23 protein-coding genes and 1 tRNA gene are annotated in these 24,462 nt (G+C 71.6%); 6 read left to right on the top strand and 18 right to left on the bottom strand.

Translation table 11 applies throughout. The annotated features are described in order from the left end of the window. Positions 1–69 precede the first annotated feature (69 nt). Complete coding sequence (locus ABD331_RS19195; RefSeq protein WP_344476554.1) at positions 70–1,758, bottom strand: MFS transporter; 1,689 nt, start codon at positions 1,756–1,758, stop codon at positions 70–72. Between the two features lie 131 nt (positions 1,759–1,889). On the opposite strand from ABD331_RS19195, the gene ABD331_RS19200 reads away from it, so the two are divergent. Next, positions 1,890–2,606, top strand: coding sequence for a hypothetical protein (locus ABD331_RS19200; protein ID WP_344476556.1), 717 nt, complete (start codon positions 1,890–1,892; stop codon positions 2,604–2,606). Here the strand turns inward: ABD331_RS19200 and ABD331_RS19205 are convergent. The 3 genes from ABD331_RS19205 to ABD331_RS19215 form a co-directional block, all read right to left on the bottom strand. Continuing rightward, positions 2,603–5,182, bottom strand: a complete 2,580-nt coding sequence (locus ABD331_RS19205; protein WP_344476558.1) for a LuxR C-terminal-related transcriptional regulator — start codon at positions 5,180–5,182, stop codon at positions 2,603–2,605. The two genes, ABD331_RS19200 and ABD331_RS19205, sit on opposite strands and share 4 nt — an antisense overlap. Positions 5,183–5,234: 52 nt before the next feature. Next, complete coding sequence (locus tag ABD331_RS19210) at positions 5,235–5,396, bottom strand: hypothetical protein (RefSeq protein WP_187415129.1); 162 nt, start codon at positions 5,394–5,396, stop codon at positions 5,235–5,237. A gap of 97 nt (positions 5,397–5,493) precedes the next feature. Then, positions 5,494–8,691 carry an AfsR/SARP family transcriptional regulator gene (locus ABD331_RS19215; RefSeq protein ID WP_344476562.1) on the bottom strand — a complete coding sequence of 1,066 codons (3,198 nt, stop codon included), beginning with the start codon at positions 8,689–8,691 and terminating at the stop codon, positions 5,494–5,496. A gap of 108 nt (positions 8,692–8,799) precedes the next feature. On the opposite strand from ABD331_RS19215, the gene ABD331_RS19220 reads away from it, so the two are divergent. Continuing rightward, positions 8,800–9,318 (top strand): universal stress protein, encoded by a 519-nt coding sequence (locus ABD331_RS19220; RefSeq protein ID WP_222871934.1) that lies wholly within the window; start codon positions 8,800–8,802, stop codon positions 9,316–9,318. Here ABD331_RS19220 and pdxR read toward each other — a convergent pair. Further along, the gene (pdxR, locus tag ABD331_RS19225) at positions 9,274–10,662 is read right to left on the bottom strand and encodes a MocR-like pyridoxine biosynthesis transcription factor PdxR (RefSeq protein ID WP_344476566.1); all 1,389 of its coding nucleotides are present in this window, start codon (positions 10,660–10,662) and stop codon (positions 9,274–9,276) included. The two genes, ABD331_RS19220 and pdxR, sit on opposite strands and share 45 nt — an antisense overlap. Before the next feature lie 67 nt (positions 10,663–10,729). Here pdxR and ABD331_RS19230 point away from each other — a divergent pair, with 67 nt between their 5' ends. Next, positions 10,730–12,061: an MFS transporter gene (locus ABD331_RS19230; protein WP_344476568.1), complete on the top strand. Its 1,332-nt coding sequence runs from the start codon at positions 10,730–10,732 to the stop codon at positions 12,059–12,061. Here the strand turns inward: ABD331_RS19230 and ABD331_RS19235 are convergent. The 3 genes from ABD331_RS19235 to ABD331_RS19245 are packed head-to-tail and all read right to left on the bottom strand — an operon-like array spanning position 12,011 to position 15,643. Then, positions 12,011–14,401 (bottom strand): heavy metal translocating P-type ATPase, encoded by a 2,391-nt coding sequence (locus tag ABD331_RS19235; RefSeq protein ID WP_344476570.1) that lies wholly within the window; start codon positions 14,399–14,401, stop codon positions 12,011–12,013. The genes ABD331_RS19230 and ABD331_RS19235 overlap by 51 nt on opposite strands. Before the next feature lie 31 nt (positions 14,402–14,432). Next, entirely contained in the window at positions 14,433–15,425 is a 993-nt protein-coding gene (locus ABD331_RS19240) for a hypothetical protein (protein WP_344476572.1), read from the bottom strand. Continuing rightward, positions 15,422–15,643 carry a heavy-metal-associated domain-containing protein gene (locus ABD331_RS19245; RefSeq protein WP_344476574.1) on the bottom strand — a complete coding sequence of 74 codons (222 nt, stop codon included), beginning with the start codon at positions 15,641–15,643 and terminating at the stop codon, positions 15,422–15,424. Before ABD331_RS19245 ends, ABD331_RS19240 begins: the two co-directional genes overlap by 4 nt. Before the next feature lie 461 nt (positions 15,644–16,104). Between ABD331_RS19245 and ABD331_RS19250 the strand changes: the two genes are divergently transcribed. From ABD331_RS19250 to ABD331_RS19260, 3 genes are all read left to right on the top strand, one after another. Continuing rightward, on the top strand, positions 16,105–16,224 hold the full coding sequence (locus tag ABD331_RS19250) for a DLW-39 family protein (RefSeq protein WP_020542320.1): 120 nt from the start codon (positions 16,105–16,107) through the stop codon (positions 16,222–16,224). A gap of 15 nt (positions 16,225–16,239) precedes the next feature. Continuing rightward, the gene (locus ABD331_RS19255; protein ID WP_344476575.1) at positions 16,240–16,968 is read left to right on the top strand and encodes an HAD-IA family hydrolase; all 729 of its coding nucleotides are present in this window, start codon (positions 16,240–16,242) and stop codon (positions 16,966–16,968) included. Between the two features lie 15 nt (positions 16,969–16,983). Continuing rightward, positions 16,984–17,056, top strand: a tRNA-Ala gene (locus tag ABD331_RS19260). A gap of 50 nt (positions 17,057–17,106) precedes the next feature. Here ABD331_RS19260 and ABD331_RS19265 read toward each other — a convergent pair. The 10 genes from ABD331_RS19265 to ABD331_RS19310 all read right to left on the bottom strand — a co-directional run bounded on the left by ABD331_RS19265 (position 17,107) and on the right by ABD331_RS19310 (position 24,169). Next, positions 17,107–18,306, bottom strand: a complete 1,200-nt coding sequence (locus ABD331_RS19265) for a tyrosine-type recombinase/integrase (RefSeq protein ID WP_344476576.1) — start codon at positions 18,304–18,306, stop codon at positions 17,107–17,109. Next, a complete protein-coding gene (locus tag ABD331_RS19270) occupies positions 18,306–18,533 on the bottom strand; it encodes an excisionase family DNA-binding protein (RefSeq protein ID WP_344476577.1) in 228 nt (75 codons plus the stop codon). Before ABD331_RS19270 ends, ABD331_RS19265 begins: the two co-directional genes overlap by 1 nt. Next, positions 18,530–20,095 carry a replication initiator gene (locus ABD331_RS19275; protein WP_344476578.1) on the bottom strand — a complete coding sequence of 522 codons (1,566 nt, stop codon included), beginning with the start codon at positions 20,093–20,095 and terminating at the stop codon, positions 18,530–18,532. The genes ABD331_RS19270 and ABD331_RS19275 overlap by 4 nt, the downstream gene beginning before the upstream one ends. A gap of 17 nt (positions 20,096–20,112) precedes the next feature. Next, positions 20,113–20,271, bottom strand: coding sequence for a hypothetical protein (locus ABD331_RS19280; protein ID WP_344476581.1), 159 nt, complete (start codon positions 20,269–20,271; stop codon positions 20,113–20,115). After that, positions 20,268–21,698 (bottom strand): FtsK/SpoIIIE domain-containing protein, encoded by a 1,431-nt coding sequence (locus tag ABD331_RS19285; RefSeq protein WP_344476583.1) that lies wholly within the window; start codon positions 21,696–21,698, stop codon positions 20,268–20,270. Before ABD331_RS19285 ends, ABD331_RS19280 begins: the two co-directional genes overlap by 4 nt. Positions 21,699–21,787: 89 nt before the next feature. After that, positions 21,788–22,087 (bottom strand): hypothetical protein, encoded by a 300-nt coding sequence (locus ABD331_RS19290; protein WP_344476585.1) that lies wholly within the window; start codon positions 22,085–22,087, stop codon positions 21,788–21,790. After that, positions 22,084–22,362, bottom strand: a complete 279-nt coding sequence (locus ABD331_RS19295) for a hypothetical protein (RefSeq protein ID WP_344476587.1) — start codon at positions 22,360–22,362, stop codon at positions 22,084–22,086. Before ABD331_RS19295 ends, ABD331_RS19290 begins: the two co-directional genes overlap by 4 nt. Further along, on the bottom strand, positions 22,362–22,778 hold the full coding sequence (locus ABD331_RS19300) for a plasmid replication, integration and excision activator (protein ID WP_344476589.1): 417 nt from the start codon (positions 22,776–22,778) through the stop codon (positions 22,362–22,364). The genes ABD331_RS19295 and ABD331_RS19300 overlap by 1 nt, the downstream gene beginning before the upstream one ends. Positions 22,779–22,888: 110 nt before the next feature. After that, positions 22,889–23,620 carry a GntR family transcriptional regulator gene (locus ABD331_RS19305; protein ID WP_344476590.1) on the bottom strand — a complete coding sequence of 244 codons (732 nt, stop codon included), beginning with the start codon at positions 23,618–23,620 and terminating at the stop codon, positions 22,889–22,891. Positions 23,621–23,878: 258 nt separating this feature from the next. Further along, entirely contained in the window at positions 23,879–24,169 is a 291-nt protein-coding gene (locus tag ABD331_RS19310) for a hypothetical protein (protein WP_344476591.1), read from the bottom strand. Between the last annotated feature and the right edge of the window lie 293 nt (positions 24,170–24,462).

The following is a 24,462-nucleotide window of genomic DNA, read 5'->3' on the forward strand; positions in this document are numbered from 1 at the left end:
CGTGCTCGCCATGAGCGGCCGGCTCGCCGGAGCGTGTTCGCTTGAGCGGCCGGCTCGCCGGAGCGTGCTTCACGTGAAACGCTGAGCCGTGCGCCTCTCGCGCTTCGCACGGTGAGCCGGTGCGCGGGTCGCCGAGTGGGCCAGCACGCCCAGCGACGCCACGATCAGCACCGTGACCCCGGCCTGCGCCGCCGCCTGCCACCCGCCGTCCAGCGCCGCGAAGAACACCGCGCCGGTGAGCGTGCCGCCCAGCACTCCCCCGGCCTCCTGCACCGTCCCGAGTACCCCGGCCGCGGCGGCCGAGCGCTCAGGACGTACGGAGGCCAGGACGGAGGAGAGCAGCGGCGACATCAGCAGCCCCATCCCGGCGCCCGTCACCAGCAGCGCCACCCCCACCTGCAGCGGCCCGGCACCCATTGCGTGATACATCAGCGCCAGCCCGGCGACCAGCACCGGTGCCCCGAGCCGGCCGCGCGGGCGCAGCAGCGAGGCGGCGAAGAAGCCGGCGTTCAGGGCGGTGCACACGGTGGCGGCGGCGAGCGGGGTGAGCCCGAGGCCGTCCTGGAGGTGGAGGGCGAGCACGAACGACAGCCCCGCCGACGTGCCGAACAGCAGGCCCACCGCCACCAACCCCCAGGCGAACCCCTTCTCCCTGAAGACCGCCAGGTCCAGCAGCGGCACCCGCCCGTCGGCCACGAGGCGGCGCTGCCGTCGTACGAACGCGCCCAGCAGCAGGGGCGCGGCGGCCAGGCACGCCCATGCCCAGCCCGGCCACCCCTGCTCCCGGCCCTCGGCGAGCGGCAGCACCACGGCCACCAGCCCGGCCATGACGAGCACCGCCCCGCCGAGGTCGAGGTCGTGGGGGAGCCGAGCCCGAGCCCGACCCCGAGCGGCGCGGGAACGCGGAGCAGGCGTGGCGCGCGGAGGCGGAGCGGATGCGGTGCGGGAAGGCGAAGCCGGAGTGGTGTGAGGAGGTGGAGCGGGCGTGGCGCGGGAAGGCCGGGCTGGTGCGGTGCGGGGGAGCGGCGGCGAGGTGGCGGTGCGGGGGAGCGGCGGCGAGGTGGTGCTGTGGGGGAGCGGCGGCGAGGTGGCGGTGCGGGGAAGCGGCGGCGAGGTGGTGGTGCGGGGGTGCGGTGAGGTGGTGCGGGAGAGCTTGGCAGAGGTGGCGTAGGGGAGCGGCGTCGGGGCGAGGGCGGGGCGGGGGAGCAGGCGGCCGGTCAGGGCGAGGGCGGTCAGGCAGATCGGGACGTTGACCAGGAAGCAGGCCCGCCACCCCAGCCCCATCGGATCGACGGCCACCACCATCCCCCCGATCACCTGCCCGCTCAACCCGGCCAGCCCGACGGCGGTGCCGTACCAGCCGAAGGCCCTGGCGCGATCGTCTCCCTGGTAGAGCCGCCCGAGCAGGGCGAGGACCTGCGGTGCGAGCAGTGCGGCGGCGACGCCCTGCCCGACCCTGGCCGCCACCAGCGTCGCCGGGCCGCCGGCGAGCCCGCACCCGGCCGAGGCGAGCGTGAACAGCGCCAGCCCCGCGGCGAACGTCCGCCGGTGCCCGTACAGGTCGCCGAGCCGCCCGGAGACGATGAGCCCCGCCGCGTACGCCAGCCCGTACCCGGCGATGACGAGTTGCACGGCGGCGTCGCCTGCGCCGAGGTCGGCGCGGATGGCGGGCACGGCCAGGTTCGCGACGTAGAAGTCGAGCGTGGTCACGAACACCGCGGCCAGCAGCACGGGCAGGGCGGCCCAACGCGTGGACATGTGACTCCAGGGGAGGGAGAGGGACAGGCGGTGAAAGAACACCGCCGGACGCCGGACGGTTGACCCCACCCTCGGACCGGCCCGTTACGATTCCCTGCGGATCCGCTACGGACCACCCCATAATCAACCCGATGCCGAAATTTCAGGACCTGTCGGAATTTGCGGCGGCCATCGCCCCGGTCATCGGCGCAGCCCACGTCAACGTGCACGCCTCGGCCGCCAGAGCCGTCGCCCACCTCGCCGAGACGTCAGGCGTGACCCCGGGCCTGCTCTCCGACCTGCGCTTCACCCTCCCCCTGCGCCCCCTGACCCGCGATCACCTGGCCGTCATCGACCGGTACGGCACCGCGCCCGCCCGCGAGCGCGACCTCCAGGAGCACCTGCGCCAGCACACCCTCACCGAGGACGACGGGACGCTGCGGCTGACGGGCAAGGGCCTGGAGTTCGTCCACAGGCTGTACGAGGTACACGCCGCCACGGCCGATCGCGTCTGGGCGGCCCACGACGTGCCGGGCCTGGCCGCGCTCGCGGCCCGGGTGCTCGACGCGGCCGAGCGGCTGCCGGGCGGGGCGCTGGAGCTGGTGGCGCCGCCGTACGAGCCGGAAGCGGCGACGCCCGGCCTGCTGCTGTTCAACCGGCTCGCCGTGGTCCGCTACCACCGCGCCGACGCGCACGCCGCGGCCTGGCGGGCGGCGGGCCTGTCCGTGTCCGAGATCGTCGTCCTGCCGGACGGCCCGCTGCGCGACGGGATCGAGACGGAGACGAACCTGCGGGCCGCCGCGCCGTACCGCGTCCTGACAGACCTGGAGCGCGAGGCACTCTATGACGGGCTCATGAAACTGGTCTAAGGCGACTCCAGCAGGCGGCCTGCCTGCGTGCGGTCGTTGACGCCCAGCTTGTCGTAGGCCGCCTGCAGATGGTTGGCCGCCGTCCGCCTGGACAGCGTCAGCCGGTCGGCGATCTCCCTGTTCGTCAGCCCGGCGGCGGCGAGCTGCAGGATCTCCCGCTGCCGCGGCGTCAGCTCCGGCGTGACCAGCTCGACCAACGCGGGCGTCGAGACGCCCGTGCAGAGCCTGGCCAGCGCGCCCGCCCGCGCCCGCGCGCTCCTGGCCAGCCGCCCGCGCCCCGCGTCGTGGTGGGCGTTCGCCTCGTGCGCGGTGGCCTCGGCCGCGTACAGCACCATGCCGAGCCGCTCGTACTCCTGCGCGACCGCCCGCAGCCCGGCCGCGTCGCCCAGGGACAGCTCGTGCCGGATCAGCACCCGCACCAGCGGCCCGTCCACCTCCCCGGCCAGCTCGCCCAGCCCGGGGGAGCGCTCGCCGAGCCGCACCAGGTCGTGCAGCGCGAACATCAGGTTGCCGCGCAGCTCGTGGCGCCGCGCGTGCGTGGCGGCCTCCCGGCACAGCCGCACGGCCTCGTCGAGGTCGCCGCCCGCCGCCGCCACCCACACCGCCGCGTGCAGCACGTGCTGGCGGGTGAAGGCCCAGCGGGCGGTCAGCTTCTCGGCCTCGGCCAGCGACTCCCTGGCCTCGTCGAGCCGGCCGAGCAGCGCCAGCGCGTGCGCCTGCTCCGCCGCCAGCCGCCCCAGGTACGGCTCCCCGGCGGGCACCCTGGCCATGTCCTCCCTGCACCAGCGGACCGCCTCCTCGGCGTCGCCGCGCAGCCGGGCCGCCATCGCCCGGTAGGCGCCGTACCCGGTCACCGACATCTCGGCTGTGGGCAGCCGCATGGCGTGCTCGGCCGTCCGCGCCGCCTCCGCCAGCCTCCCGGAGAACGTCCGGGCCGCGCACTGCGCTTCCAGGAACGTGGGCAGCGCGTGCGGTGCGAGGTCCCGCCACTCGTCGACGGTGGCCATCGTCCGCTCCGCCACGGCCAGCGCGCGTTCCGTGCGGCCCGCGTACGCGTCCACCCACGCCTCCAGGCACGCCGCGTGCGCCGCGCCGCGCAGGCTGCCCGGCGTGCACGCCCTGGCCAGGGCCAGCGAGCGCGCCGCGCCGGTCATCCGGCCGGCGAAGCAGTCGGTGACGGCGCGGTAGACGTGCGCCTCCTGCCGCCACACCGGGTCGGTGAGCGTCGCGACGGCTGTGTCGAGCACGTGGCACGCTTCTGCGTCCGCGCCGGCCCAGGCCAGGTTCACGGCGAGGCTGCAGGCGTGCTGGGCGCGCTCGCTCTCGGTCACGGCGTCGCGTGCCACCTGCCGCAGCGCGGTCACCGCGGAGCCGGCGTCGCCGAGCACCATGAGCACCTCGCCGAGCACCGAGACCGCCGCCACGCCCGCTCCGGCGTCGATCGCGGCCCTGGCCAGCCGCGCGGCCAGCCGGGGGTCATGTCTGCCCCAGGCCAGCTTGGCGGCCGAGGTCAGCATGGCGGGGTCGGTGACCGAGCCACTGTCCAGCCGCCACACGGCGGCGCGCAGCTCGTCCTCGCGCCGCCGCAGCCCCGTGGCCTCCAGCGCCTCGGCCAGCATGCGCAGCCGCCGCCTGGCCCGCAGCGTGCCGCAGTCGCCGCGCACCACCTCGCCGTAGAGCGGATGGCCCAGGCCGAGCTGGTCGCGCCGGCCGTCGCCCACGGTCACGATCAGGCCGCGCGACTCGACGCGTTCGACCGCGCCCGCCGAGGTCAGCTCGACCAGCGGCGCGGCACCCAGCGGCTCGCCGAACGCCACCAGCTCCAGCACCTCGCGCTCGTCCTCGTCGAGGTGGCCGATCCGGTCGCCGACCAGCTCGCGCAGCCGGGTCGTCATGGACAGCTCGCCGCGCCAGCGCCACACCCCGTCCCGCTCGGCCAGGCAGCCGGATTCGCGTCCCGCGAGCACGACCTCGCGCAGGTAGAGCACGTTGCCCTCGCTGACCCCTGCCAGATGCTGTACGGTCTGCGCCGCGACCTCCCCGCCGAGCGCCCCCGCGAGCACCTCGCCCACCTCGGCCACCGTCAGCGGCGGCAGCTCGACGCGCGGCAGCAGCTCGTCCTTCCACAACGCGACCACCGGATCAGGCTGCGGCTCCCCCGACCTGACCGTCACCAGCAGCCGCGCCTCGCCCTTGGCGGCCAGATAGTGCACCAACGCCGCCGACGCCGGGTCCAGCCGGTGCGCGTCGTCCACGCTGACCAGCAGCTCCGCGCCGCGGGCCCGGCCGCGCAGGTGGCGCGCGGCCCACCGCAGCAGGTTCTCGCCGCTGCGCGGCGGACCCGTCAGCACGTGCGCGAACGCGCCGAACGGGATCATCGACGCGGTCTCCGTGCCCAGCGCGCGCACGATCGCGTACCCCTGCTGACCGGCCAGTACGTGCGCCGCCAGCCTGCTCTTGCCGACCCCGGCCGCGCCGGAGATCATCATGCCGGAACCCGACCGCAGCGCCTCGCGCACGGCCGCCAGCGGCCCCCCTCGCCCGACGAACGGCCAACCGCTCCCCTGCTCGCTCATCGTGCCTCCCCTCTCGTGCACCCATCGTGACCACCTGGGGTTCGCGGGAGGTTCAGGCGGGATCGCGCTTCAGCCCGGCGGCGGCACGCAGCAGCTCGATGACGGCTTCCGAGCCGCTGAACGGCACCGGTTCGCCCCCTACCTCTTCGAGCAGGCCGCGGAGCTGGCCGTCCGCCTGCTCGGGCTCGACGAGCCGGACGATCACCGTTCTCATCTGAGCACGATCTCCCCGGACGGTTCAGGTACGGTTCAGGCCGTCTCCGGTTCGCGCATCGGCTCAGGCAGGAAAGGGCGCGGGCTTCACCTTCAGCTCAGGCCGGGTAGGGCGCCGGCTCGACTTCCAGCTCGCGCATCAGCTCGGCGTAGAGGCGGTAGCGCCTGCGGGCGTCTCCCCTGCGCCCGGCCAGGTCGAGGACGCGGACCAGGCCGAGGTGGGCCCGCTCGTCGTAGCGGTCGCGCTCCAGCAGCCGCAGCCAGTAGCGGGCGGCCTCGTCGTAGCGGCGGTCGCCGGCCCGCGCCGTGGCGAGCCTGGCCGCCGCCTGCACGTACGCCAGCCTGAGCTGCTCGCGCAGGCCCACCGCCCAGTCCGCGTACGGGTCCTCCTCGCAGAACTCGCCGCCGTACGCGCTCTCGGCCGCCGCCCACCGGGCCAGCGCCTCGGCCTGCCTGCCCGCCTGCTCCAGCCGGGACGCCTGGGCCGCCAGCTCCAGGAACGTCTCGACGTCCACCTCGACGCCGGACAGCTCCAGCCGCAACGCGCCCTCGTCCGACACCACGAACTCGTCGGCGGGCCAGGCGTGCTCCGGGTCCAGCACGGCACGCAGCGTGGACACCATGACGTTCAGCCGCCGCAGCCCGACCGCCTCGCCCTCCTGCTCCGGCCAGAGGATCTCCACCAGCCGCTCCCTGCCGATCGCGCCGCCCCGGCGGCTGACCAGGATCTTCAGCAGGTCGCGGGCCTTGCGCGACTGCCACGCCGTGCGCGGGACGGGCACCGAGCCGCGCAGCACCCGGAACGTTCCCATCGTCTCGATCACGAGCTTCGCCCCGCGCGGGGGACCGGCGCGGGCCACCAGGGCGTCGATCAGGTCGTCGAGCGCCCGGCAGCCGATCGCGTGCATGCGCTCACGCACGCCGGCGGCCACCTCGCCGCCGGTCGCCGGGTCGGCCAGTGCGGCCCTGACCAGCTCGGCCCTGGCCCGGCCGATCGGGTCGCCGACAGCCGCCCACCTGCGCACGGCCTCGTCGGCGAGTTTGGCGTCGCCGTCCAGCCGGGCGCGCAGCTCCGCGACGGCGGCCAGCGCGGCGTGGTCCCTGCGGTCGTTCGCCGCCGGCTCGGCCTCGTCGAGCAGCGTCCTGGCGCGCCCTGGCTCGCCCGCGGCCAGTGCCACCCGGGCTGCCGCGACCCTGGCGGACACCCCGGAGATGCCGTCCACGTGCCGCAACGCCCGCACCGCGATCTTCGTGGCCTCCTCCGGGTCGTCGGCGGCCAGCAGCTCGGCGAGCCCATTGAGCGCCTGCGACAGCGCCTGCACCTCGCCCGACGGCTCCGCCCGCGCGATGACCTGCCGGTAGAGGGCCGCCGCCGCCCTACGGTCGCCGCGCAGGGCGTGCACGGCGGCCAGCCGGTTCAGCCCGGCGCCGGTCAGCCCGGAGCCCATCGCCTCCCACCTGGCCGCCGCGTCCGCCGCCTCGGCCGCCGCCTCCTCCAGCCGGCCCAGGCCGATCAGGGCCTTGGCGCGGTTGGCGACGTTCAGCGCGGCGAACGGGGCGAACGCCACCAGGTCCGACAGCCGGCCGGCGATCTCCGTCTCCGCCAGCGCCTCCGCGTACGCGGCCTCGTCCAGATGACGGGAGGCCCGGTTGGCGTGGATGCGGATGAGCTGCACCAGGTCGCCGGCCCGCTCGGCGTAGGACAGGGCGCGCAGGTAGTAGGCGTCGTTGGCGCGGCGGTCGCCGTCGAGTGCGGCCAGCATGGCCAGGACGGTGTTCGCCATGGCCAGCGCGCTCGCGTCGCCCAGGCTCATGGCCTGCTCCAGCGCCCGGTCCGCCAGCTCGGCGCAGGCCGCGCGGTCGCCCTTCAGCCAGTGCACCGAGGCCATGGACGCGGCGCACATGGCGGCGTCGGCGGGCGGCAGGCCGTGGGCGTGGCCCCGCTCGTACATGGGCAGCGCCCGGTCGAGGTCGCCGCGCATGTGGTCGATGAAGGCCAGCCGCCTGGCCACGGACGCGTCGAACCCCGGCCCCTCGGCGGCCTCGGCGAGCAGCACGCGGGCGCGGGTCCAGTGGCCGCGGTTCTGCTCGGCGATGCCCGCCAGCTTGAGCATCGGCGGGGCGCGCCTGGCAGGCTCGGGTAACAGCTCCAGCGCGGCGAGCACGTCGCCGCGCTCGGCCAGCGCCGCGCCGTGCCCGTCGAGCAGCGTGGCCGCCAGCGCCGGATGGGCGGTCGCGACTGCGGCGCGCAGGGCCAGCTCGGGGCGGTCGTGCGCGACGTACCAGCGGGCGGCGACGGCCGCCACGTCGTGCGCCTCGTGCCGGTCCAGCGGCAGGTTCCTGGCCAGTACGGTGCCGGCCGTCGAGGTGAGCCGGTGGCCGTCGGGCTCCGGCTCGAGGAACAGGCCGCGGGCGGCGAGCGCGTCCAGGGTGTCGGGAGGCGCGCCGAGCGTGGCCGCCAGGCCCGGCGTGAGCACCGGCAGGACGGTGGCCGCGCGCAGCAGCTCGCGCATGGCCGCGGGCAGGTCCTTGAACGCGGCCAGCGTGAGGCGTTCGAGCGTGGCCGAGTTCGCCGCCAGACCGGCCACGGTGCCGCGCCAGGTGGCCGGGTCGCCGCGGGCCAGCGCGTCGAGCGCCGCCTGCACCGCCGCGGGCCAGCCGCCGCACGTGCGGTGCAGCTCGGCGGCGATGCCCGCGCCCGCCTCGCCCAGCAGGTCGCGGACCCAGGCGGCGGTCTCGTCAGGCGTCAGCGCGAGGTCGGTGGCGTCGAGGTCGAGCACCTCGTGGTCCTGGCGCAGCCGGGCGGTCGGGAACGGCAGCGGCGCCCGCGACGCCGTCACCAGGTGCAGGTGCCGGGGCGCCGCGCGGACCAGCGTCTCCACGTACCGGACGGGGCCGGGCGCCCCCGCGATGGCCTCGATGCCGTCGAAGATCAGCACCAGCCCGCGCCGCGACCGCGTGACCAGCGCCTCCGTCAGCGCGCCCGCCAGCGCCGCCGCCTTGGACAGCTCGTCCGCGTCGGGGCCGAGCGGCGCCGCCGCAGCCGTCACCAGGTCGGCGGGCAGGTCGGGCATTTTCGCCGACAGCGCCGCGGCCACCGCGCCCGCCAGCGTCGGCAGGTCGCGGTCGGCGGGCCCGAGCCGGTGCAGCACCGCGCCCACCGCCGGGCCCCAGCCGGCCAGCGCCGTGGACTTGCCGTAGCCCGTGGTGGCGACCAGGCAGGTGAGCCTGTGTGTCAGCGCCCCGTCGAGCCGCCGGTCGAGGGCGGGACGGGGGCGCACCCACCCGCGCTCCACCCCCGCATGCTATGCCCGCATTCGGACGGGACTCCAGAGTTCGCAAATTGCCACCTCCCGGTAACCAGCGTGGTGGCGCACTATGGTCGTACTTCGACAGGAGGCACCGTGGAACAGGATCTGCCCGGCGGTGCGCGGCTGATCGTCGGTGTGGACGAGTCCCCGGCCGCGCGCTGGGCGCTGGCCTGGGCCATCGGCGCGGCCAGGCTGCACCGGATGGCTCTGGTGGCTGTGCACGTCAGCCGCGCGCCCGTCCACCCCTTTCCCGAGGCGCTGCCCGTACAGCACGCCGTCAGGGCGGGCGAGGAGGCGCGCTGCACCGAGGTGATCACCAGCGTGTTCGAGGACGTCGCCGGCGGGGTGCCCGACGACGTGCGGACGTTCGTGGTGGGCCGGGTCGGCGACCCCGGCTACCACCTCGTCGACCTGGCCAGGGAAGGCGACCTGCTGGTGCTCGGGCGGGGCCGCCGCGGCCTGCTCAGCCGCATCTTCCTGCCCTCGACCAGCATGTACTGCGCGCGGCACGCCCGCACGACCGTCGTGATCGTGCAGCAGCCGTCGCCGCCCGACGACCCCGAGCTGTCAGGGGAGCGCAGCCGCCGGTTCTGGACCCGCCGACATCCGTGATCTGAGCAGGCGCAGCCCCTCGGGGACGGCATCTGTGCCGATCGCGCCGTACCCCAGCACCAGGCCACGCTGCGGTGGGTCCTGGCCGCAGTACGCCTCCAGCGCCTCGACCGCGAGGCCGGGCGCAGGACGTACGGACGCGCCCAGCGCGCACAGGTGCAGGCCCGCCGTGGACGGCACCAGCCGCACGCGCTCGTCGGCGGCCAGCGCCTCGGCGATCAGCGCGTGCCTGGCCGCGTACTCGCGGGTGGCCTTCCTGATGTGCCTGGCCAGCAATCCCTCGTCGATGAAGCGGGCCAGCGCCGCCTGCGTCGGCAGCTCGCCGTGCCAGTCGGACAGGTACCTGGCCGCCGTCAGCGCCGGCGCCAGCGAGGCCGGGGCCACCAGGAAGCCCAGCCTGAGCATGGGGAGCAGGGTCTTCGAGAACGAGCCCACGTAGATCACCCGCCCCGCCCTGTCGAGGCTCTGCAGCGGCTCCAGCGGGCGCTCGCCGAACCTGAACTCGCTGTCGTAGTCGTCCTCGATCACCACCGCCCGCCGGCGCTCCGCCCAGGCCAGCAGGGCGGCGCGACGGGCCAGCGACATGGGCGTGCCCAGCGGGAACTGGTGCGACGGCGTCACGTACACGAGTTTGGCGGCCCGGGGGATCGCTGCCACGTCGATGCCCTCCGCGTCCACCGGCACACCGGCGACCCGGGCGCCGAGCGAGCGGAACAGCAGGCGGGCCGGGGGATAGCCCGGCTCCTCGACGGCCACGACGGCGCCCGGCTCGATCAGGACACGGCCGATCAGGTCGAGCGCCTGCTGGGCGCCGTTGGTGATCAGCACGTCGCCCGCGCCCGCGTGGACCGAGCGGCTCAGGCCGATGTGGCGGGAGATCGCCTCGCGCAGCGGCTCGTGCCCGGCGGGGTCGCCGTAGCCGGCCGCGCTCGTCCGCAGCTCGCGGGCGACCAAGCGGCGCCAGGTCTCCATGGGGAACAGGCGGGCGTCGGGGATGCCGACGCGGAAGTCGTACCTGGCCGGGGCCATCCTGCTTGGAGGCGTCAGATCGTCCCAGACCGGGCGCGGGCGGACCACGCCGCGCGGCGCGGCCCTGCCCCTGACCTGCGCTCCCGACACGAACGTGCCCGCACCCGCCCGGCCCACCAGGAAGCCGTCGGCGACCAGGCGGTCGTAGGCGAGGGCGACCGTGTTCCTGGAGAGGTCGAGGCGGCGGGCCAGCTCCCTGGTCGGGGGGAGCCGCTCGCCCTCCCTGAGCCGGCCGTCGAGTATCGCGTCGAGGAGTTGCCGGTAGACCTGTGCGGCCAGGTCACGGCGGCCGTCGAGGCTGATGTGCACGTCCATCTTGGCCCAATCAACTCGCCGGAAATTGGAGCTTATCTCGGGACAAATGCGGATTCATCATGAGTGCATGACCGAACGGATGTCTCTCGGCGTGGACCGAGGCCGCCACCCGGCTGAATGCGGGCGAAGCCTGGCACTTGCGCAGCTGGTCAGCTCCATCGGGGACGGCGTCTACCTCGTCACCTCCGCGTTCTACTTCGCCGGCATCGTCGGGCTGTCGGCCACCGAGATCGGCCTCGGCCTCACGCTTGGCTGGGCCGTCGGCTCGGTGGCCGGCGTGCCGCTCGGCCACCTCGCCGACCGGCGCGGGCCGCGCGGCGTCGCGGTGCTGCTCGCCGTCGCCACCGCCGTCGCGGTCAGCGGCTTCCTGTTCGCCCGCTCGTTCGCCGCGTTCGCGCTGGTGGCCTGCCTGTACGGCACCGCGCAGACCGGGCTGTCCGCCGCCCGCCAGGCCCTGCTCGCCGCCCTCGTCCCGCCCGCCTCCCGGACGCGCGTACGGGCGACGCTCCAGGCCACCCTGAACGCAGGGCTGGCCGCCGGGGCTGCGCTGGGCGGGCTCGCGCTGCACCTCGGCACCCGCGAGGGGTACCTGGCGGTGTTCGTGCTCGACGCGCTCACCTTCCTCGGCGCCGCCGTCCTGCTGCTCCGGCTGCCCGCCGTACGTCCCGCGCCCGCTCCGGCCGGGCCCCGGCTGGCCGTCCTGCGCGATCGGCCCTACGCGCTCGTGACGTTGATCAACGCGGTGATGCTGTTCTACATGCCGCTGCTGAGCGTCGTCGTGCCGCTGTGGGTGGCCTCGCGTACCGACGCGCCCACCTGGGTGGTGTCCGTGCTGCTGCTGGTGAACACCGGTGGGGTGGTGATCTTCCAGGTGCGGGTGGCCGGGCGGGTCCGGGGACTGCGGGACGCCAAGACGGCGATGCGGCAGGCCGGGGTGTTGATGTTGCTGGCCTGTGGGGTGTTCGCGCTCAGCTCGTACGGGTGGGGGTTCCTGTTGGCGGGGGCGGCGTTGCTCGTTACGGGGGAGATGCTGCTGGCGTCGGGATCATGGGAAATCGGTTTCTCGTTGGCGCCCGATGAGCGTCAGGGGCAATATCAGGCCTTCTTCGGCACCGGGGTGGCGGTGGCCAGGATGCTGGGGCCGGTCGTGCTGACCACGCTCGTGCTCGGTGGGGGGACGGTGGGGTGGCTGGTGGTGGGCGCCATGTTCATGACGGCGGGCGTTGTGATGGCGCCGGCCGTCAACTGGGCCTGTGGCTCCCGTTCGGCCCCTGCTTCACGTCCGGCTCCCGCTTCACGTCCGGCTCCCGCTTCACGTTCGGCCCGGGTTTCACGTTCGGTCTGTGTTTCACGTGAAGCGGCGCAGGCGCAGGCTATTGCTGACCACGAACACGCTTGAGAACGCCATCGCCGCACCTGCGATCATCGGGTTCAGCAGCCCCAGCGCGGCCAACGGCAGGGCGGCCACGTTGTAGGCGAACGCCCAGAACAGATTCCCCTTGATCGTCGATAGCGTGCGCCGCGACAACCGGATCGCCTCGGCCGCCACCCGCAGATCCCCCCGCACCAGCGTCAGGTCGCTCGCCTCGATGGCGGCGTCCGTGCCGGTGCCCATCGCCAGCCCCAGGTCCGCCTGAGCCAGCGCGGCAGCGTCGTTGACCCCGTCACCGACCATCGCCACCACCTTGCCCTCGGCCTGCAGCCGCTTGACCACCTCCACCTTGTCAGCGGGCAGCACCTCGGCGATCACCTCATCGATGCCCACCTCCTTGGCGACGGTCTCGGCCACCGCCTGGTTGTCGCCGGTCAGCAGCACCGGCGCCAGGCCCAGCGCGCGCAGCCGTTCGATCGCCTCACGGCTGGTCGGCTTGACCACATCGGCCACCACCAGCACCGCCCGCGCCTTACCGTCCCAGCCCACCGCCACCGCGGTACGTCCCTGCTCCTGCGCGGCCGTCAGCGCTTGCTCCAGCTCGGCGGGCAGGTGCTGGGACCACTCGGCCAGCAGCCGAGGGCGGCCGACCAGCACCGCATGCCCGTCCACCACACCCTGCACGCCCAGCCCCTCGACGTTGGCGAAGTCCTCCACCCCCGGCAGGCTCTCCACCCCCGCCAGGCTCTCGCCCCCGGCCTCCGCATCGGCCTGCGCGCCGGCCCCAGCACCGGCCCCCGCATCGGCTCCCGCGCCAGCCTGCGCACCAGCCTCCGCAGTAGCCTTCACGCCAGCTCCCGTGCCAGTCTCCACGCCAGCCTGCGCACCAGTCTGCGTGCCGGTCTGTGCGCGGGCTTCGCGGGCAATTGCCCGGCCGATCGGGTGCTCCGAGGCCTGCTCCAACGCCCCGGCCAGCCGCAACACCTGTCCGCGCTCTTCCCCGGCGGCCAGATGCGCGCCGATCACGCTCATCCGGCCCTCGGCCACCGTGCCGGTCTTGTCCAGCACGATCGTGTCGATCCGCCGCGTCGACTCCAGCACCTCCGGCCCCTTGATCAAAATGCCCAGCTGCGCACCCCGCCCGGTCCCCACCAGCAACGCGGTCGGCGTAGCCAGTCCCAACGCACACGGGCACGCGATGATCAGCACCGCCACCGCCGCGGTGAACGCCGCCCCCACCCCGCCCCCGCTACCCAGCCAGAACCCCAGCGTGCCCACCGCCAACGCGATCACGATCGGCACGAACACCCCGGAAATCCGGTCGGCCAGCCGCTGCACCTGCGCCTTGCCGGTCTGCGCCTCCTCCACCAGCCGCGCCATCTGCGCCAACTGCGTGTCCGCGCCGACCCGGCTGGCCCGCACCACCAACCGGCCGCCCGCGTTCACCGTCGCCCCGGTCACCGCATCCCCCGGCCGCACCTCCACCGGCACCGACTCACCCGTCAGCAACGAGGCGTCCACCGCCGAGGACCCTTCCACCACCACCCCATCAGTGGCGATCTTCTCCCCCGGCCGCACCACGAACCGATCACCCACCGCCAGCCGATCGACCGGCATCCGCCGGCCATCGGCCAGCTCCACTTCCCGCGCGCCCAGCTCCATCAACGCCCGCAACGCAGCCCCGGCCCGCCGCTTGGACCGCGCCTCGAAATACCGGCCGGCCAGGATGAACGCGGTCACCGCCGCCGCCGTCTCCAGATAGATGTTGCCCGCCCCGTCACTGCGCTCGATGCTCAGCACGAACGGATGCGTCATGCCGGGCGTGCCCGCCGTGCCGAAGAACAACGCCCACACCGACCAGCCCAGCGCGGCCAGCGTGCTCACCGAGATCAACGTGTCCATGGTGGCCGCACCGTGACGCAGATTCGTCCACGCCGCCCGATGAAACGGCCAGCCCGCGTACGCCACCACCGGCGCCGCCAGCGTCAGCGAAAACCACTGCCAGTTCGTGAACTGCAGCGCCGGCACCATCGCCATCGCCACCACCGGCACCGACAGCACCACCGCTACGATCAGCCGCTGCCGCAACTGATCGGCGGGCTCCTCCTCAGGCGCGGGCGTCTGCGGGACGGCGGCGGGCAGCTCGGCCGTGTACCCGGCCTTCTCCACCTCCGCCACCAACTGCTCCGGCTCGATCCCGTCCGGGAAGGTGACCTGCGCCTTCTCCGTCGCGTAGTTGACCGTCGCCGTCACACCGTCCAGCTTGTTCAGCTTGCGCTCGATCCGATTCGCGCAGGACGCGCACGTCATGCCGCCGATCGTGAGCTCGACAGCTCTGTCCTCGGTGGTTCCGCCCAGGGAAGACATCACCTCTCCTTTCTTCGCGCGGGCTCGTTCGTCAGTGGCTGTGGTCGTGGGTGGCGGAGGGGGCGTGCCCGTCCGACAGGGTGGCCGTGGCGGTGAAGCTCGCCGTACGGACCTTGCCCTCATGCTTGAAGTCGAGGAACAGGCGGTAGTCGCCGCGGCTGGGCGCCTCCGCGTAGAACGTGATCTCGGGGCCGGCCTTCTCGCTCTCCTCCGGGTGTACGTGCAGGTACGCGAGGTCCCCTGCCCGCAGGGCCACCAGATGACCGTACGCCCCAAGGTAGGGCTCCAGGTCGGTGACCGGCTCTCCGTCCTTGCTGACCGTCAGCGTGAGCTTGCTCGACTGCCCAGGGACCAGGTCGCCGGCCAGGTTGACCGTGTAGTCGTCCACCGCCGCCGTACGGCTGACGTGGGGCAGCGGCTCGGGCCGGTAGTCGCCCGCGGCCTGCAGATCGGCGCCGAGCGTGAGCTTCTCGCCGCCCGTGGGGGCGAAGTCGGCGAACGCCCGGTACGCGCCCGCCTTGGGCACCGTCAGCTTGACCGACCAGGTGCCGTCGGGGGTCATCTCGGGGTGCAGGTGCTGGAAGCTCGTCAGGTCGCGGGAGGCCACGATGAAGTGCAGCTTCTTGTCGTGCTCGACCTGGTAGCCGGTGACCGGCTTGCCGTCGGGGCCGATCACGGTGAACTTGAAGTCGGTGGGAACGCCGGTCGTGATCGAGGTGATCGGGTTGAGTGTGTAGCCGTCCTGCGACACTTGGAGCCCCCCGGGGGTATTGCTGGTCTGCTGCTTCTGCTCGGACTGGCCGTCGCCCGCATGGCCCTCAGGCTGGGCGGCGTGGCCTGCATGCGTGTCGGGCTGGCCGTCTCCCGCATGAGCCTCGGTCTGGCCGTCTCCCGTACGGGCATCGGGCGGGGCTGCGACCGTACCCGCGGAGGTTGGGTTCACCACCTTGCCCACACCCAGGGCGCCGCCGAAGACGACGGCCAGGCCGAGGGCGTACGAGCCGAGCTTGGCGGCCGTGTTCATGATCGATCCGCCAGTTCGTATCCGGCCTCCTCGACCGCCGCGGCGATCTTCGCCCGGTCGACGGGAACTTCGCTGCCGACGGTCAGCAGGCCGGTGGCCAGGTCCACCTCGACGTTCGTGACGCCGGCGACCTCACCGACCTCCTCCTTGACGGAGCTCACGCAGTGGCCGCAGGTCATGCCGTTGACGGTGTAGGTGGCGCTGGTGGTGCCGCTCATCGCTGTCTCCCTGTGGCTGTGTCGCGCGCTTCGTTCCGCTGTCTCTAGTCTCTGCCTCGAGTTAAACACCTTACCCCCCTAGGGTATCAGGACCCAATTGCCATGAGATTCGGGTCACGTTTCTCTCGTCTCTTCTGGATACGGATGACCCGCGCCTGACGACGCCCCGCCACCCCTCCACATCCTGTACCCCCTGGGGGTATCGGCAACATGATGTACCCCCTCGGGGTATGTCAACTCCGGCTCGATCCCCCTCCACCAACCTCCCAGCATGGGCCGGGTGGCGTGCGCATCCAGGCTGGATATTTGGCATGATCGAGCTGTTGTCCCAGATGGGCCACACATTCGGCCCATCTGGTCTGTGCACAACACAGGGACCGCAGCCATACCTTGCTAGGCTGCTTGTCAACCGTTGGGTCTCACCCCGGCAGGTGAGACCGTCGAAGAAGTGGGGTCACACCGTGAAGAAGCTGCTCGTTCTGGCGCTGATCGCCCTCGGGGGGTTGCTGATCTGGCGTAAGGTGCAGGCCGACCGCGCAGAGCTCGATCTCTGGACCGAGGCGACCGGTAGCGAGAACTAACCGACCGGCGAGGCGATGAGTGACGTCGTCCCCATCAAGCTGGCGTGCCTGGACCTGGCAGGCACCACAGTCGGTGACATCGCCATGGTCGAGCGCGCCTTCGCCGAGGCGATCGCGACCCAGGGCATAGTGCCCGGGACCGGAGCGTACGCGCGTGCCATGGTTCACGTGCACCGGTCCCGGGGCTGCCCCAAGATCGATGTCTTCCGTGGGATCTTCCCCGGCAACGAGGCCCAGGCCCAGGCGGCGAACCTGACGTTCGAGCGCTCCTACGAGGGAGCGCTGGAGCGGGCAGGTCTCGTCCCCGTGCCCGGAGTCCTGGAGGTCCTCGACAAGCTCCGCGGCACCGGCATCAAGCTCGCCCTGATCACCGGCTTCAGCCGTACCACCCTGAGCCGCGTCCTGAGCGTCCTGGGCTGGCACGACAAGATCGACCTGGCCATCTCCCCCGAAGACGCCGGCGGCCGCGGCCGCCCCTGGCCCGACATGGTCCTCCACGCCGTACTCCGGCTGGGGGTCCCCGACGTACGCCAGGTAGCCGTCATCGGCGACTCGGAGAGCGACATGCTCTGCGGGAAACGGGCGGGAGCCTCGATCGTGGCGGGCGTCATGACGGGCGTTCACAGCCGAGAACGCCTCCTGAAGGGCGGCGCCACCCACATCCTCGACTCGATCGCCGACTTCCCGAACCTGATTCTGAGCGATGACCTTGGTACGACGCAGGTAGCTTCCTCCGCCCGGTAAGCTATCTTCGTCGAAGGGGCCTTAGCTCAGTTGGCAGAGCGCCTGCTTTGCAAGCAGGAAGTCAGGAGTTCGAATCTCCTAGGCTCCACGCATACAAAAGCCCAGGTCATCGGCCTGGGCTTTTGATCTTCCTGAGGGCTATTTTTCGTCCCGTGCCCGTTGCGTGCCCGATGGGCCGTCGAGTGCCCCGCGAGCCAGCTTGTTGAGCTTCTGCGCCACCTCGCGTTGCCGCTCGTCGGTGGAGTGCTGGTAGATCATCGCGGCGCGGGTGCTGGCGTGCCCCATGCGGGTCATCAGATCCCGGATGGACGCGCCCGCGTTGGCAGCGAGCGTGTTGCCCGTGTGTCGCAGGTCGTGAAAGTGGATCTTCGGCACGCCTGCGTCCTTGAGCGCCTTGCCCCAGACACGCCGGTTGAAGTTGGTATTGCGAATCGGACCATCGTCGGGACCGGCGAACACCAACCCCTCTGGCCCGTCCTGGGTGAAGTCCTTCACATGCGCCCGTAGCTCGTCGATGATCAGGTCAGGGATCACCACGGTTCGTTTCCCGGCTCTCGACTTGGGCGGTGTGAAGATCAGCCCTTTCCCCGTGATCTGGATCAACTGGCGATCCACCCGGACGGTTCCCGCGTCCAGGTCGAGATCCTGACGCTGGAGTCCGGTGATCTCGCCCCATCGCAAGCTGGCGAACGTCCCCAGTAGGACGAGGGCCCTGTACCGGTGCTCGATCACCTCCACGATCCGATAGACCTGAGCCACCGTGAGCACCGGACGCTCGGGGGACTCCTCCTGACCAGCGCCCTTGATCCGGCAGGGGTTCCGCTTGATGGCCTGGTCATCGACAGCCGTCGTGAGAACCGCTTTCAGGAGCCGGTACGCTTTGGCGACCGTGACCGCGCTGACGCCCTGGTCGAGGAGCTGCTTCCGCCAGCGCCGCACGTGCGGTTCCTTGATCTCGGCGAGGGATCTGTCCTCGAAAGTGGGGCCGAGGTGCTTACGAAGGAGGTAGCCGTACAGCTCGACGGTTCGAGGACGCAGGCCGGGGCGTTCGGCGATCCAGTCCCGCGCGTACTTGCCGAAAGCGATCTTCCCGGCGTCGGGGTCGATCCACTCGTCTTCCAGGATTCGAGCCTCGATCCTGGTCAGCCAGACCTCAGCGTCGGTCTTGGTGGCGAAGGTCTCCGGGGCAGGGCGGTCCACACCGTCAGGCCCGGCGTACCGAGCCTGGAACCGGCCGGACGGCAGTTGCCGGACGCGTCCGAAGCGCCGCTTCTGAGGCTTCCTCTTACGGGTGCGGCGCGGTTCTTCCTCAGGTGTGGCGAGTGCGGTCCTGACCATTACGCGGCCCTCCTACGGCGTCTGGTGATCGGCTCGACGAGCCCAGCGGCGATGAACGCCTCAAGGGCGGCTTCCGGGATGCGGACGTTACGTCCGACGTGCACGAAGGCGATCCTCCGTTCCTCGATCAGGCGTCGAGGGAAGCGGATCGAGGTGTTCAGCCGTTCGGCGGCCTCTTCCACGGTGAGTAACCGGCCCCGAGCCCAGTCGGGGAGCACAGAGGTCATGCTGCCCTCCCCGTGTTCTCGGTTGCCGAAAGAACCAGGCCATCCGCCTGCGCCTGGAGTTCGGCCATGTGAGCGCGCCAGCGTTGTCGTTCGGCCACCGCGCGGAGGAGCCGCACGGCCAGCGGGGGGACGTTGGCGTCGCCGGCCGGGACGGGCTTCCAGAGGTAGCGGTGGGGGTCGGTGGGTTCGTCGGTCTGGCCGAGGGCTTCCAGGACCCAGGTGCGGCGGTCCTGCTTGTGTTCGGCCAGGGTCTTGTTCGACCACTTGCGGGAGACCAGGACGCGCCTGCCCGCGTAGCCGAGGTGATCGGGCTTGTGGGCCTTGCCCCGGCACCGGCCGGGGAGCATGCCGGGTTTGGCGTTCTTCGGTTGGATGCCGTAGCGCAGCCAGTTGGCGCAGGTGGGCGAGCAGGGCTCGAACCGCAGGGCCGCCGCCAGCCGTTCGGCGTGCTCTCGCTGCGTCGGCTGGTCGGGGTCGAGGCTGTCACCGAGGGACTTGGTCAGGTACTTGGACAGGTAGCGGATGCACTGGTCAGCGTCCGGGGTGCCTGACAGCACGCCTTGCACGTTGACCTGATCGCCGAAGCGGACGACGTGCAGCGGTTCGGCCGTCTCGTCGAGGGCCTGGTCCCAGCTCCGGAGCACTTCCCCGGTGCAGGGGTCGAGGTAGCCCGCACCGTTGTCCCAGACGGGCAGGTGTTCGCCGTCGAACAGGACCTCGTCAGCCGCAGGCCACCACACCTGGTGGTAGGTGGCCGCCGCTATCTGCCGGATCTCGGCGCGGGGCAGGGTGCCCCGGACAGCCATGTGCAGATGCGGGGCCAGCCGCTTCTGTGGTTCGACGGTGGCGAAGTACTGCACGTCGTAGCCCGCGACGCGGCGTAGGTTCTGCACGAAGCGATCCACCAGCTTGGAGAAGTGCAGCGCGTCCCGAGCCGCCCGCCGGTAGTCGTAGGAGTCCGGATCGACGGGCACGCCGTCGCGGATCTTGCCGTAGGACGGCAGGGTCAGCGTGACGAACAGTGAGGGCCGGTAGACCTTGCCGTCCGAGCTGGTGAAGGTCCGTCCCAGGGTGGTGTTCGTCATCTTGCGCCGGGGCAGGTCCGGGGCGTCCTGCCGCCGTCTGGTCGAGCGGTTGCGCTTGGACGTCGCCCTGGCCAGCACGTTGCCGCGCATCCCGGCCGCGTTGATCTCCGCGTCGAGACCGATGATGACCGCGTCGAGGTCGGTGGTGTCCTGGCCGGCCCGCTCGGCGGTGTCGCGCTGGGCTTGCGCGTCGGCCCGGAACTCGATCAGCCAGCGTTGTTCCTCGTTGGGTTCGCTGGGCGTGGTGATCGGTTCGGCGTCCAGGTGCCAGCCTTCCCGGCACTGGGCGACCCGCAGGTGTCGGTTCCGTCTGGCGCACGGGGGACACAGGGTCTCCAGGGTGGCACCGCACGGCACGTCGATGATGTCGGTCTGTCCGGTGTGGGTGTCGAGCCGCTTGAGCGCGACGGGCCGGACGCATACCCCGTGCTGGATAGCGACCTGTTCGGCCACCTCACGGGCCAGGGGTCGCGACATCCGTAATGCGCGAGGTGTCATCGACCGTCCTCCTCGTCGATCTCGGGGAACAGGAGCGCCGACTGTCCGCACTCGCGGCACTCGACCACGGCCCGCGCCTGGTCGAGCCACAGGGCGTTGAGGGTCAGGCAGGAGGCGCAGCGCAGCCCGTCCAGGAAGTGGGCCAGGGCCGTCATCGCGTCTCACCGCCCGCCGGGGCGTACGCCTTGACCATGGCGTGTATGTCGGCGTCCGAGACGTACGCCGCGCGCACCCGTACGGGTTCCGGGGAGGTCTCCAGCCGGACGTAGCCGACGCCCGCGCCCAGGAGAGGATCCGGGGAAATCTGATCGGCAAGTGCGCCCCGCTCACGGGCACCGTCACCGAGGACCATGTCCACCTGTTCGGACTCGTCGAGCCGTAGCGCGATCTTGTCGGGGAACAGGTTGCGGATGTTCATGACCTCCTTGCGAGGGTCCTGGAGAGCGGCCAGCACGCCGAGGCCGACCGCACGGCCCTGCGTGGTCAGGGTGGCCAGGGCAGCGGAGATGCGTCGTTTCAGGTCCCGGTCGGCCTGGTAGGCGGTCAGGAACGCGACCTCATCGACGATCACCAGGACGAACGGATCTTGGACGGTGGGTGTGTGCGAGCGCTGGTTGCCGCCGAACCTGTCGGCGCGTTCCTGCATGACCGTGACGGCCTGTTCCAACAGCTCCGCGCACTCCTCTGGGGTGGCCGCGTACCGAGGGTCGAACAGGGCGCGACCGAACGACAGCTCCATGAGCTTCGGATCCAGCGCCCACAGCTCGACCAGGCCAGCCCGCACGGCCGGGAGCAGCCCGCGAATCGTTGACCAGATGATCGAGCCCTTGCCCGCCCCGGTAGCACCGGCCACCAGCTCGTGCGTGCCGTGCACGTTGAGTAGCCAGGGCGACCCGTCCTCTTGGACGCCGATCTCGACCGGCCCCACGGTGGGCGCGTCCGGGATCGGGATCGCTGGCAGGGGTGTGGCCAGCGGATCGCGCCGAGGGAAGGTCAGCACCAGCCGACCCGCCTTGACGACCGAGACGCGGCAGGACGACGCGCCGAACCCGTGCGCCAGGTGTTCGATGCGGTCGGCCCAGTCCTTGACGGCCTGCCCGTCCAGCATGCGCACAGTGACCTGGTCGGCCCACGCCGTACAGGTGACCTTGAGGAGCCGAGGCAGGTAATCACGGCCACGCAGGTGCCTGCCGAGCCCAGAGACGATCATGACCGGTTGCCAGTGGCGACGGTAGACCCAGACGAGCCGCCACCAGGCGAGCAGCCGCCGACCGACGAGCCGTATGAAGGAGGCACGATCGACCAGCGCCCAGGCGATGAAGCCCGAGGGCATGGGAGCGGACAGCAGCAGGGCGACGCGCCAGCCGTACACGCCGAGCAGCACGGACGGTACGGCCAGCACCGTCATGGCGATGGGGTGTCGCCACGCGTTGCGGATCAGGCTCATCACCAGCCGACAGGTCAGGATGAGGATGGTGAGGATGGCAGGAGTGGTGACGACGGCCGGACGGAACACGACCGCCGTGTCAGGAGTCGTGGTGACCAGGTTGCGCGCCTCGTCACCGGGAAGCCGCTTGAACATAAGCTTGGTGCCTCTCGTGATTGCGGAATCAGGGGAGAACCGGAGGGGCCGCCGGAAGTAGCCGCTTCTGGCGGCCCCGCTTACGTGGCTCAGGCCGCCGCGTCAGTGGCCTGGTCGGTGTGCAGTCGCTCGCAGTCGGCGAGGTAGCGAGCGGCGGCGTTGAAGATCTCGCGAGCGGTGGACAGGTCGGCGTCGGTGACCGGCCCGGCCCCGGTGGTGGAGATGTGCACGTTGGCCTCGCGGGAGCTGAACTCCAGGTACGGACGGGGGTTGCCGACCAGCGTCCCCGCGTTGACCCGCAGCCCGGAGATGTAGAACGAGACGCCGACGTGTGGCGTGGAGTCCGGCCGCAGCGACATCGTGACGTAGGTGTACGGCTGGTCGTTCACTGCTCGGTCACCGCCGTCCCGGACGGAATGCCCCGGTAGAACATCCGCTCCACCGACGTGGCGAATCGGGCCGCCTGCTCGGCGAGCTGACGGGCGAACTCCACGTCATCCGCCGTGACGCGCGTGGGTGCGGAGGTGGTGACCAGCACCGACGTGGTACCGAAGTCGAGCAGGAGCACCGGCGTGCGCAGCCGGTACGGGCGGTTCTCGGCCCGGGCACCGGCCGAGGTGTTGAGGTTGATCACGCTCGTGGGCCGCTTGTTCCGGTTGCTCATCACGCGGCGTCCTCTCGGCTCGTGGCGGCGTGCCGGGTGGCCGGACGGGGCGTTCGCATCTCCCGCGCCCTGATCGAGTACGCCAGGCGTCCCTGCTGGTTGACGTACGGTGTGACGGTCATGCCGTCGAACTCCACCGGAGTGAACGGCAGCCCGGACATCGCCGCCGGAGGCACCGGCCGGATCGCGGAGACGATCTTGACCGCGACCGTCTTCTGCGACGCCTTGACGGTGGGGTCGGCGTCCATGACCGCGATCTGCCAGACCGGCTCACTGGTCTGCTTGTCGCGAGCCTGAACCTCCCGGCCGCTCGTGGAGGCGTCGAAGTCGCGTACCGGCTCGACCTCGCCCACGGCGTAGCACCCGGCGGGGAAGACCTGTTGGAAGGCGACGGGGATCGGACCTTGTAAGGCCATGTTGTTCCTCCTGTCGAGTGATAGGCACTTAACCTATCAAGTAGTTCGACAATAAAGAGAGCCCGCTTGATAGGTCAAGTGCCTATGCGGGCTCTCTAGGGAATACTCTGCTAACCGATTGGATAGGCGTCCTCCAGCTCATGCCGATCCGCAGGCAGCAGTACCTCGACCAGCGCCAGCGGACGCCCCGACGCATCGCGCACTACTCCGAAGACCACCAGCAGAGGCACGTTCTTCGGCATGCCGAGCTGCTTGGTCTCGGCAGTGGTCGGCATCCGGGCGATGATCTGCTCAACGACATGATCGAAGCGCACGCCCTTGCGCGCATGCAGATGCTCGCGCAGTCCTTGAGACAGAGGGCCGGCACTGGTCAGGTCGGTGCCCTGTGACAGCTCCGAGGGCAGCCAGAGTGACACGACCTCTGTCGGCTCACCGTCCCGTGTGATCAGCCTTCTACGCAGGAACGCCCTACTCTTGGCGGGCAGATCGAGCAGCGCCGTCACCCGATTGGGCGCGGTGACCGCGCCGGTTTCGATCACCTCGCCATCCGTGTCGGTCTCAGGGGCCATGAGGTACGCCTGGCCCGGCCGGGTTCGTTCCGCCGACGCGAGCGCCGGACGACCACGCACAAAGCGCCCCTTGCCCTGCTGGGACTCGATCCATCCCTGCTCGCGCAGGACGCGCAGCGCGGCGACCACGGTCGGCCGGGATACCCCGAACTCCTGGATCAGTTGGTTCTCACTGGGAAGGAGCGACCCCGGAGGGTAGGTTCCCGACTCGATTCGCCGTTGAAGGTTCTGCACAAGCTGTGCGTACTTCGGCGGCACGGACTCTAGTGACATGACGACCGTCCTGCACCCAACAGGTTGATTGACTAAGTGGAGCCTAGAGCGCCCCACCACCCGCTGTCCATGGGTTCGCCATGTACCGTCCCCGGAAAAGGGAAGACCCCGGCAGACAGTCACGGGCGGTGGGCGCTTCGGACCTGGGGACCGCCCGGAATGGACGAAGTGCTGTCTGCCGGGGAGCTGAGACGCGACAAGGCGGGAAAGGCCCTCCAAGGCTCTCCTACCGGAGATTGCCACCTCGCCGCGCCCGTCCTAGCGGCCGCGCTGGCTCACGACCGCGACCAGTGCCAACGCAGCACCTTGGAGATCATGCACAGGGTGCCGCTGGTGATTGTTGTCCCACGCATAGAAGGTCCCGGCGTACTCGATCACCACCCAGACGGGCAGCCCCGGCTCGGGACGAGGGACCATCAACGTACTGTCGTTCTCACGCAACTCAGCCCGCACTCCGAGGCCCACAAGTTGATCCCGTAGTTGCACCAGCTTTCGGGCATTCTCCTGTTGCCTGATGATCTCGGGCATCACCTGCATGATCGAATTCACTCCCCGCTCCCTTCGGCCTGGCCGTCTCCGAGGCAATCGAGACACACCTGTTCGCCACCCATCACCGACTCGATGTCCTCATCAGCCACGAGCAGTGCACGCCGCGAGGCATGTAACTTCACTCCGCGTCCCCGACATGCCGAGCACGGTCGGGCCTCGCTGGTCTCGTCTGGCCGGATCACCGTCGCCATCTCCTCGCCCATTCGGCATACCTCGTGATCGAGGAAAGCCGCCTGACGTACCTTGTTGGTTGATGGCAAGTCCACCGGCAAAGCCGCTCAACGGGACCCTCT

The organism is Nonomuraea monospora (assembly GCF_039531895.1).
GTDB classification, from domain to species: domain Bacteria; phylum Actinomycetota; class Actinomycetes; order Streptosporangiales; family Streptosporangiaceae; genus Nonomuraea; species Nonomuraea monospora.

Excerpts from the sequence above, each read along its gene's own strand:
- ABD331_RS19195 (WP_344476554.1), bottom strand. The coding sequence starts at position 1,758 with ATGTCCACGCGTTGGGCCGCCCTGCCCGTGCTGCTGGCCGCGGTGTTC.
- ABD331_RS19200 (WP_344476556.1), top strand. The coding sequence starts at position 1,890 with ATGCCGAAATTTCAGGACCTGTCGGAATTTGCGGCGGCCATCGCCCCG.
- ABD331_RS19205 (WP_344476558.1), bottom strand. The coding sequence starts at position 5,182 with ATGAGCGAGCAGGGGAGCGGTTGGCCGTTCGTCGGGCGAGGGGGGCCG.
- ABD331_RS19210 (WP_187415129.1), bottom strand. The coding sequence starts at position 5,396 with ATGAGAACGGTGATCGTCCGGCTCGTCGAGCCCGAGCAGGCGGACGGC.
- pdxR (WP_344476566.1), bottom strand. The coding sequence starts at position 10,662 with ATGGACGTGCACATCAGCCTCGACGGCCGCCGTGACCTGGCCGCACAG.
- ABD331_RS19230 (WP_344476568.1), top strand. The coding sequence starts at position 10,730 with ATGACCGAACGGATGTCTCTCGGCGTGGACCGAGGCCGCCACCCGGCT.
- ABD331_RS19235 (WP_344476570.1), bottom strand. The coding sequence starts at position 14,401 with ATGTCTTCCCTGGGCGGAACCACCGAGGACAGAGCTGTCGAGCTCACG.
- ABD331_RS19240 (WP_344476572.1), bottom strand. The coding sequence starts at position 15,425 with ATGAACACGGCCGCCAAGCTCGGCTCGTACGCCCTCGGCCTGGCCGTC.
- ABD331_RS19245 (WP_344476574.1), bottom strand. The coding sequence starts at position 15,643 with ATGAGCGGCACCACCAGCGCCACCTACACCGTCAACGGCATGACCTGC.
- ABD331_RS19255 (WP_344476575.1), top strand. The coding sequence starts at position 16,240 with ATGAGTGACGTCGTCCCCATCAAGCTGGCGTGCCTGGACCTGGCAGGC.
- ABD331_RS19265 (WP_344476576.1), bottom strand. The coding sequence starts at position 18,306 with ATGGTCAGGACCGCACTCGCCACACCTGAGGAAGAACCGCGCCGCACC.
- ABD331_RS19270 (WP_344476577.1), bottom strand. The coding sequence starts at position 18,533 with ATGACCTCTGTGCTCCCCGACTGGGCTCGGGGCCGGTTACTCACCGTG.
- ABD331_RS19275 (WP_344476578.1), bottom strand. The coding sequence starts at position 20,095 with ATGTCGCGACCCCTGGCCCGTGAGGTGGCCGAACAGGTCGCTATCCAG.
- ABD331_RS19280 (WP_344476581.1), bottom strand. The coding sequence starts at position 20,271 with ATGACGGCCCTGGCCCACTTCCTGGACGGGCTGCGCTGCGCCTCCTGC.
- ABD331_RS19285 (WP_344476583.1), bottom strand. The coding sequence starts at position 21,698 with ATGTTCAAGCGGCTTCCCGGTGACGAGGCGCGCAACCTGGTCACCACG.
- ABD331_RS19295 (WP_344476587.1), bottom strand. The coding sequence starts at position 22,362 with ATGAGCAACCGGAACAAGCGGCCCACGAGCGTGATCAACCTCAACACC.
- ABD331_RS19300 (WP_344476589.1), bottom strand. The coding sequence starts at position 22,778 with ATGGCCTTACAAGGTCCGATCCCCGTCGCCTTCCAACAGGTCTTCCCC.
- ABD331_RS19305 (WP_344476590.1), bottom strand. The coding sequence starts at position 23,620 with ATGTCACTAGAGTCCGTGCCGCCGAAGTACGCACAGCTTGTGCAGAAC.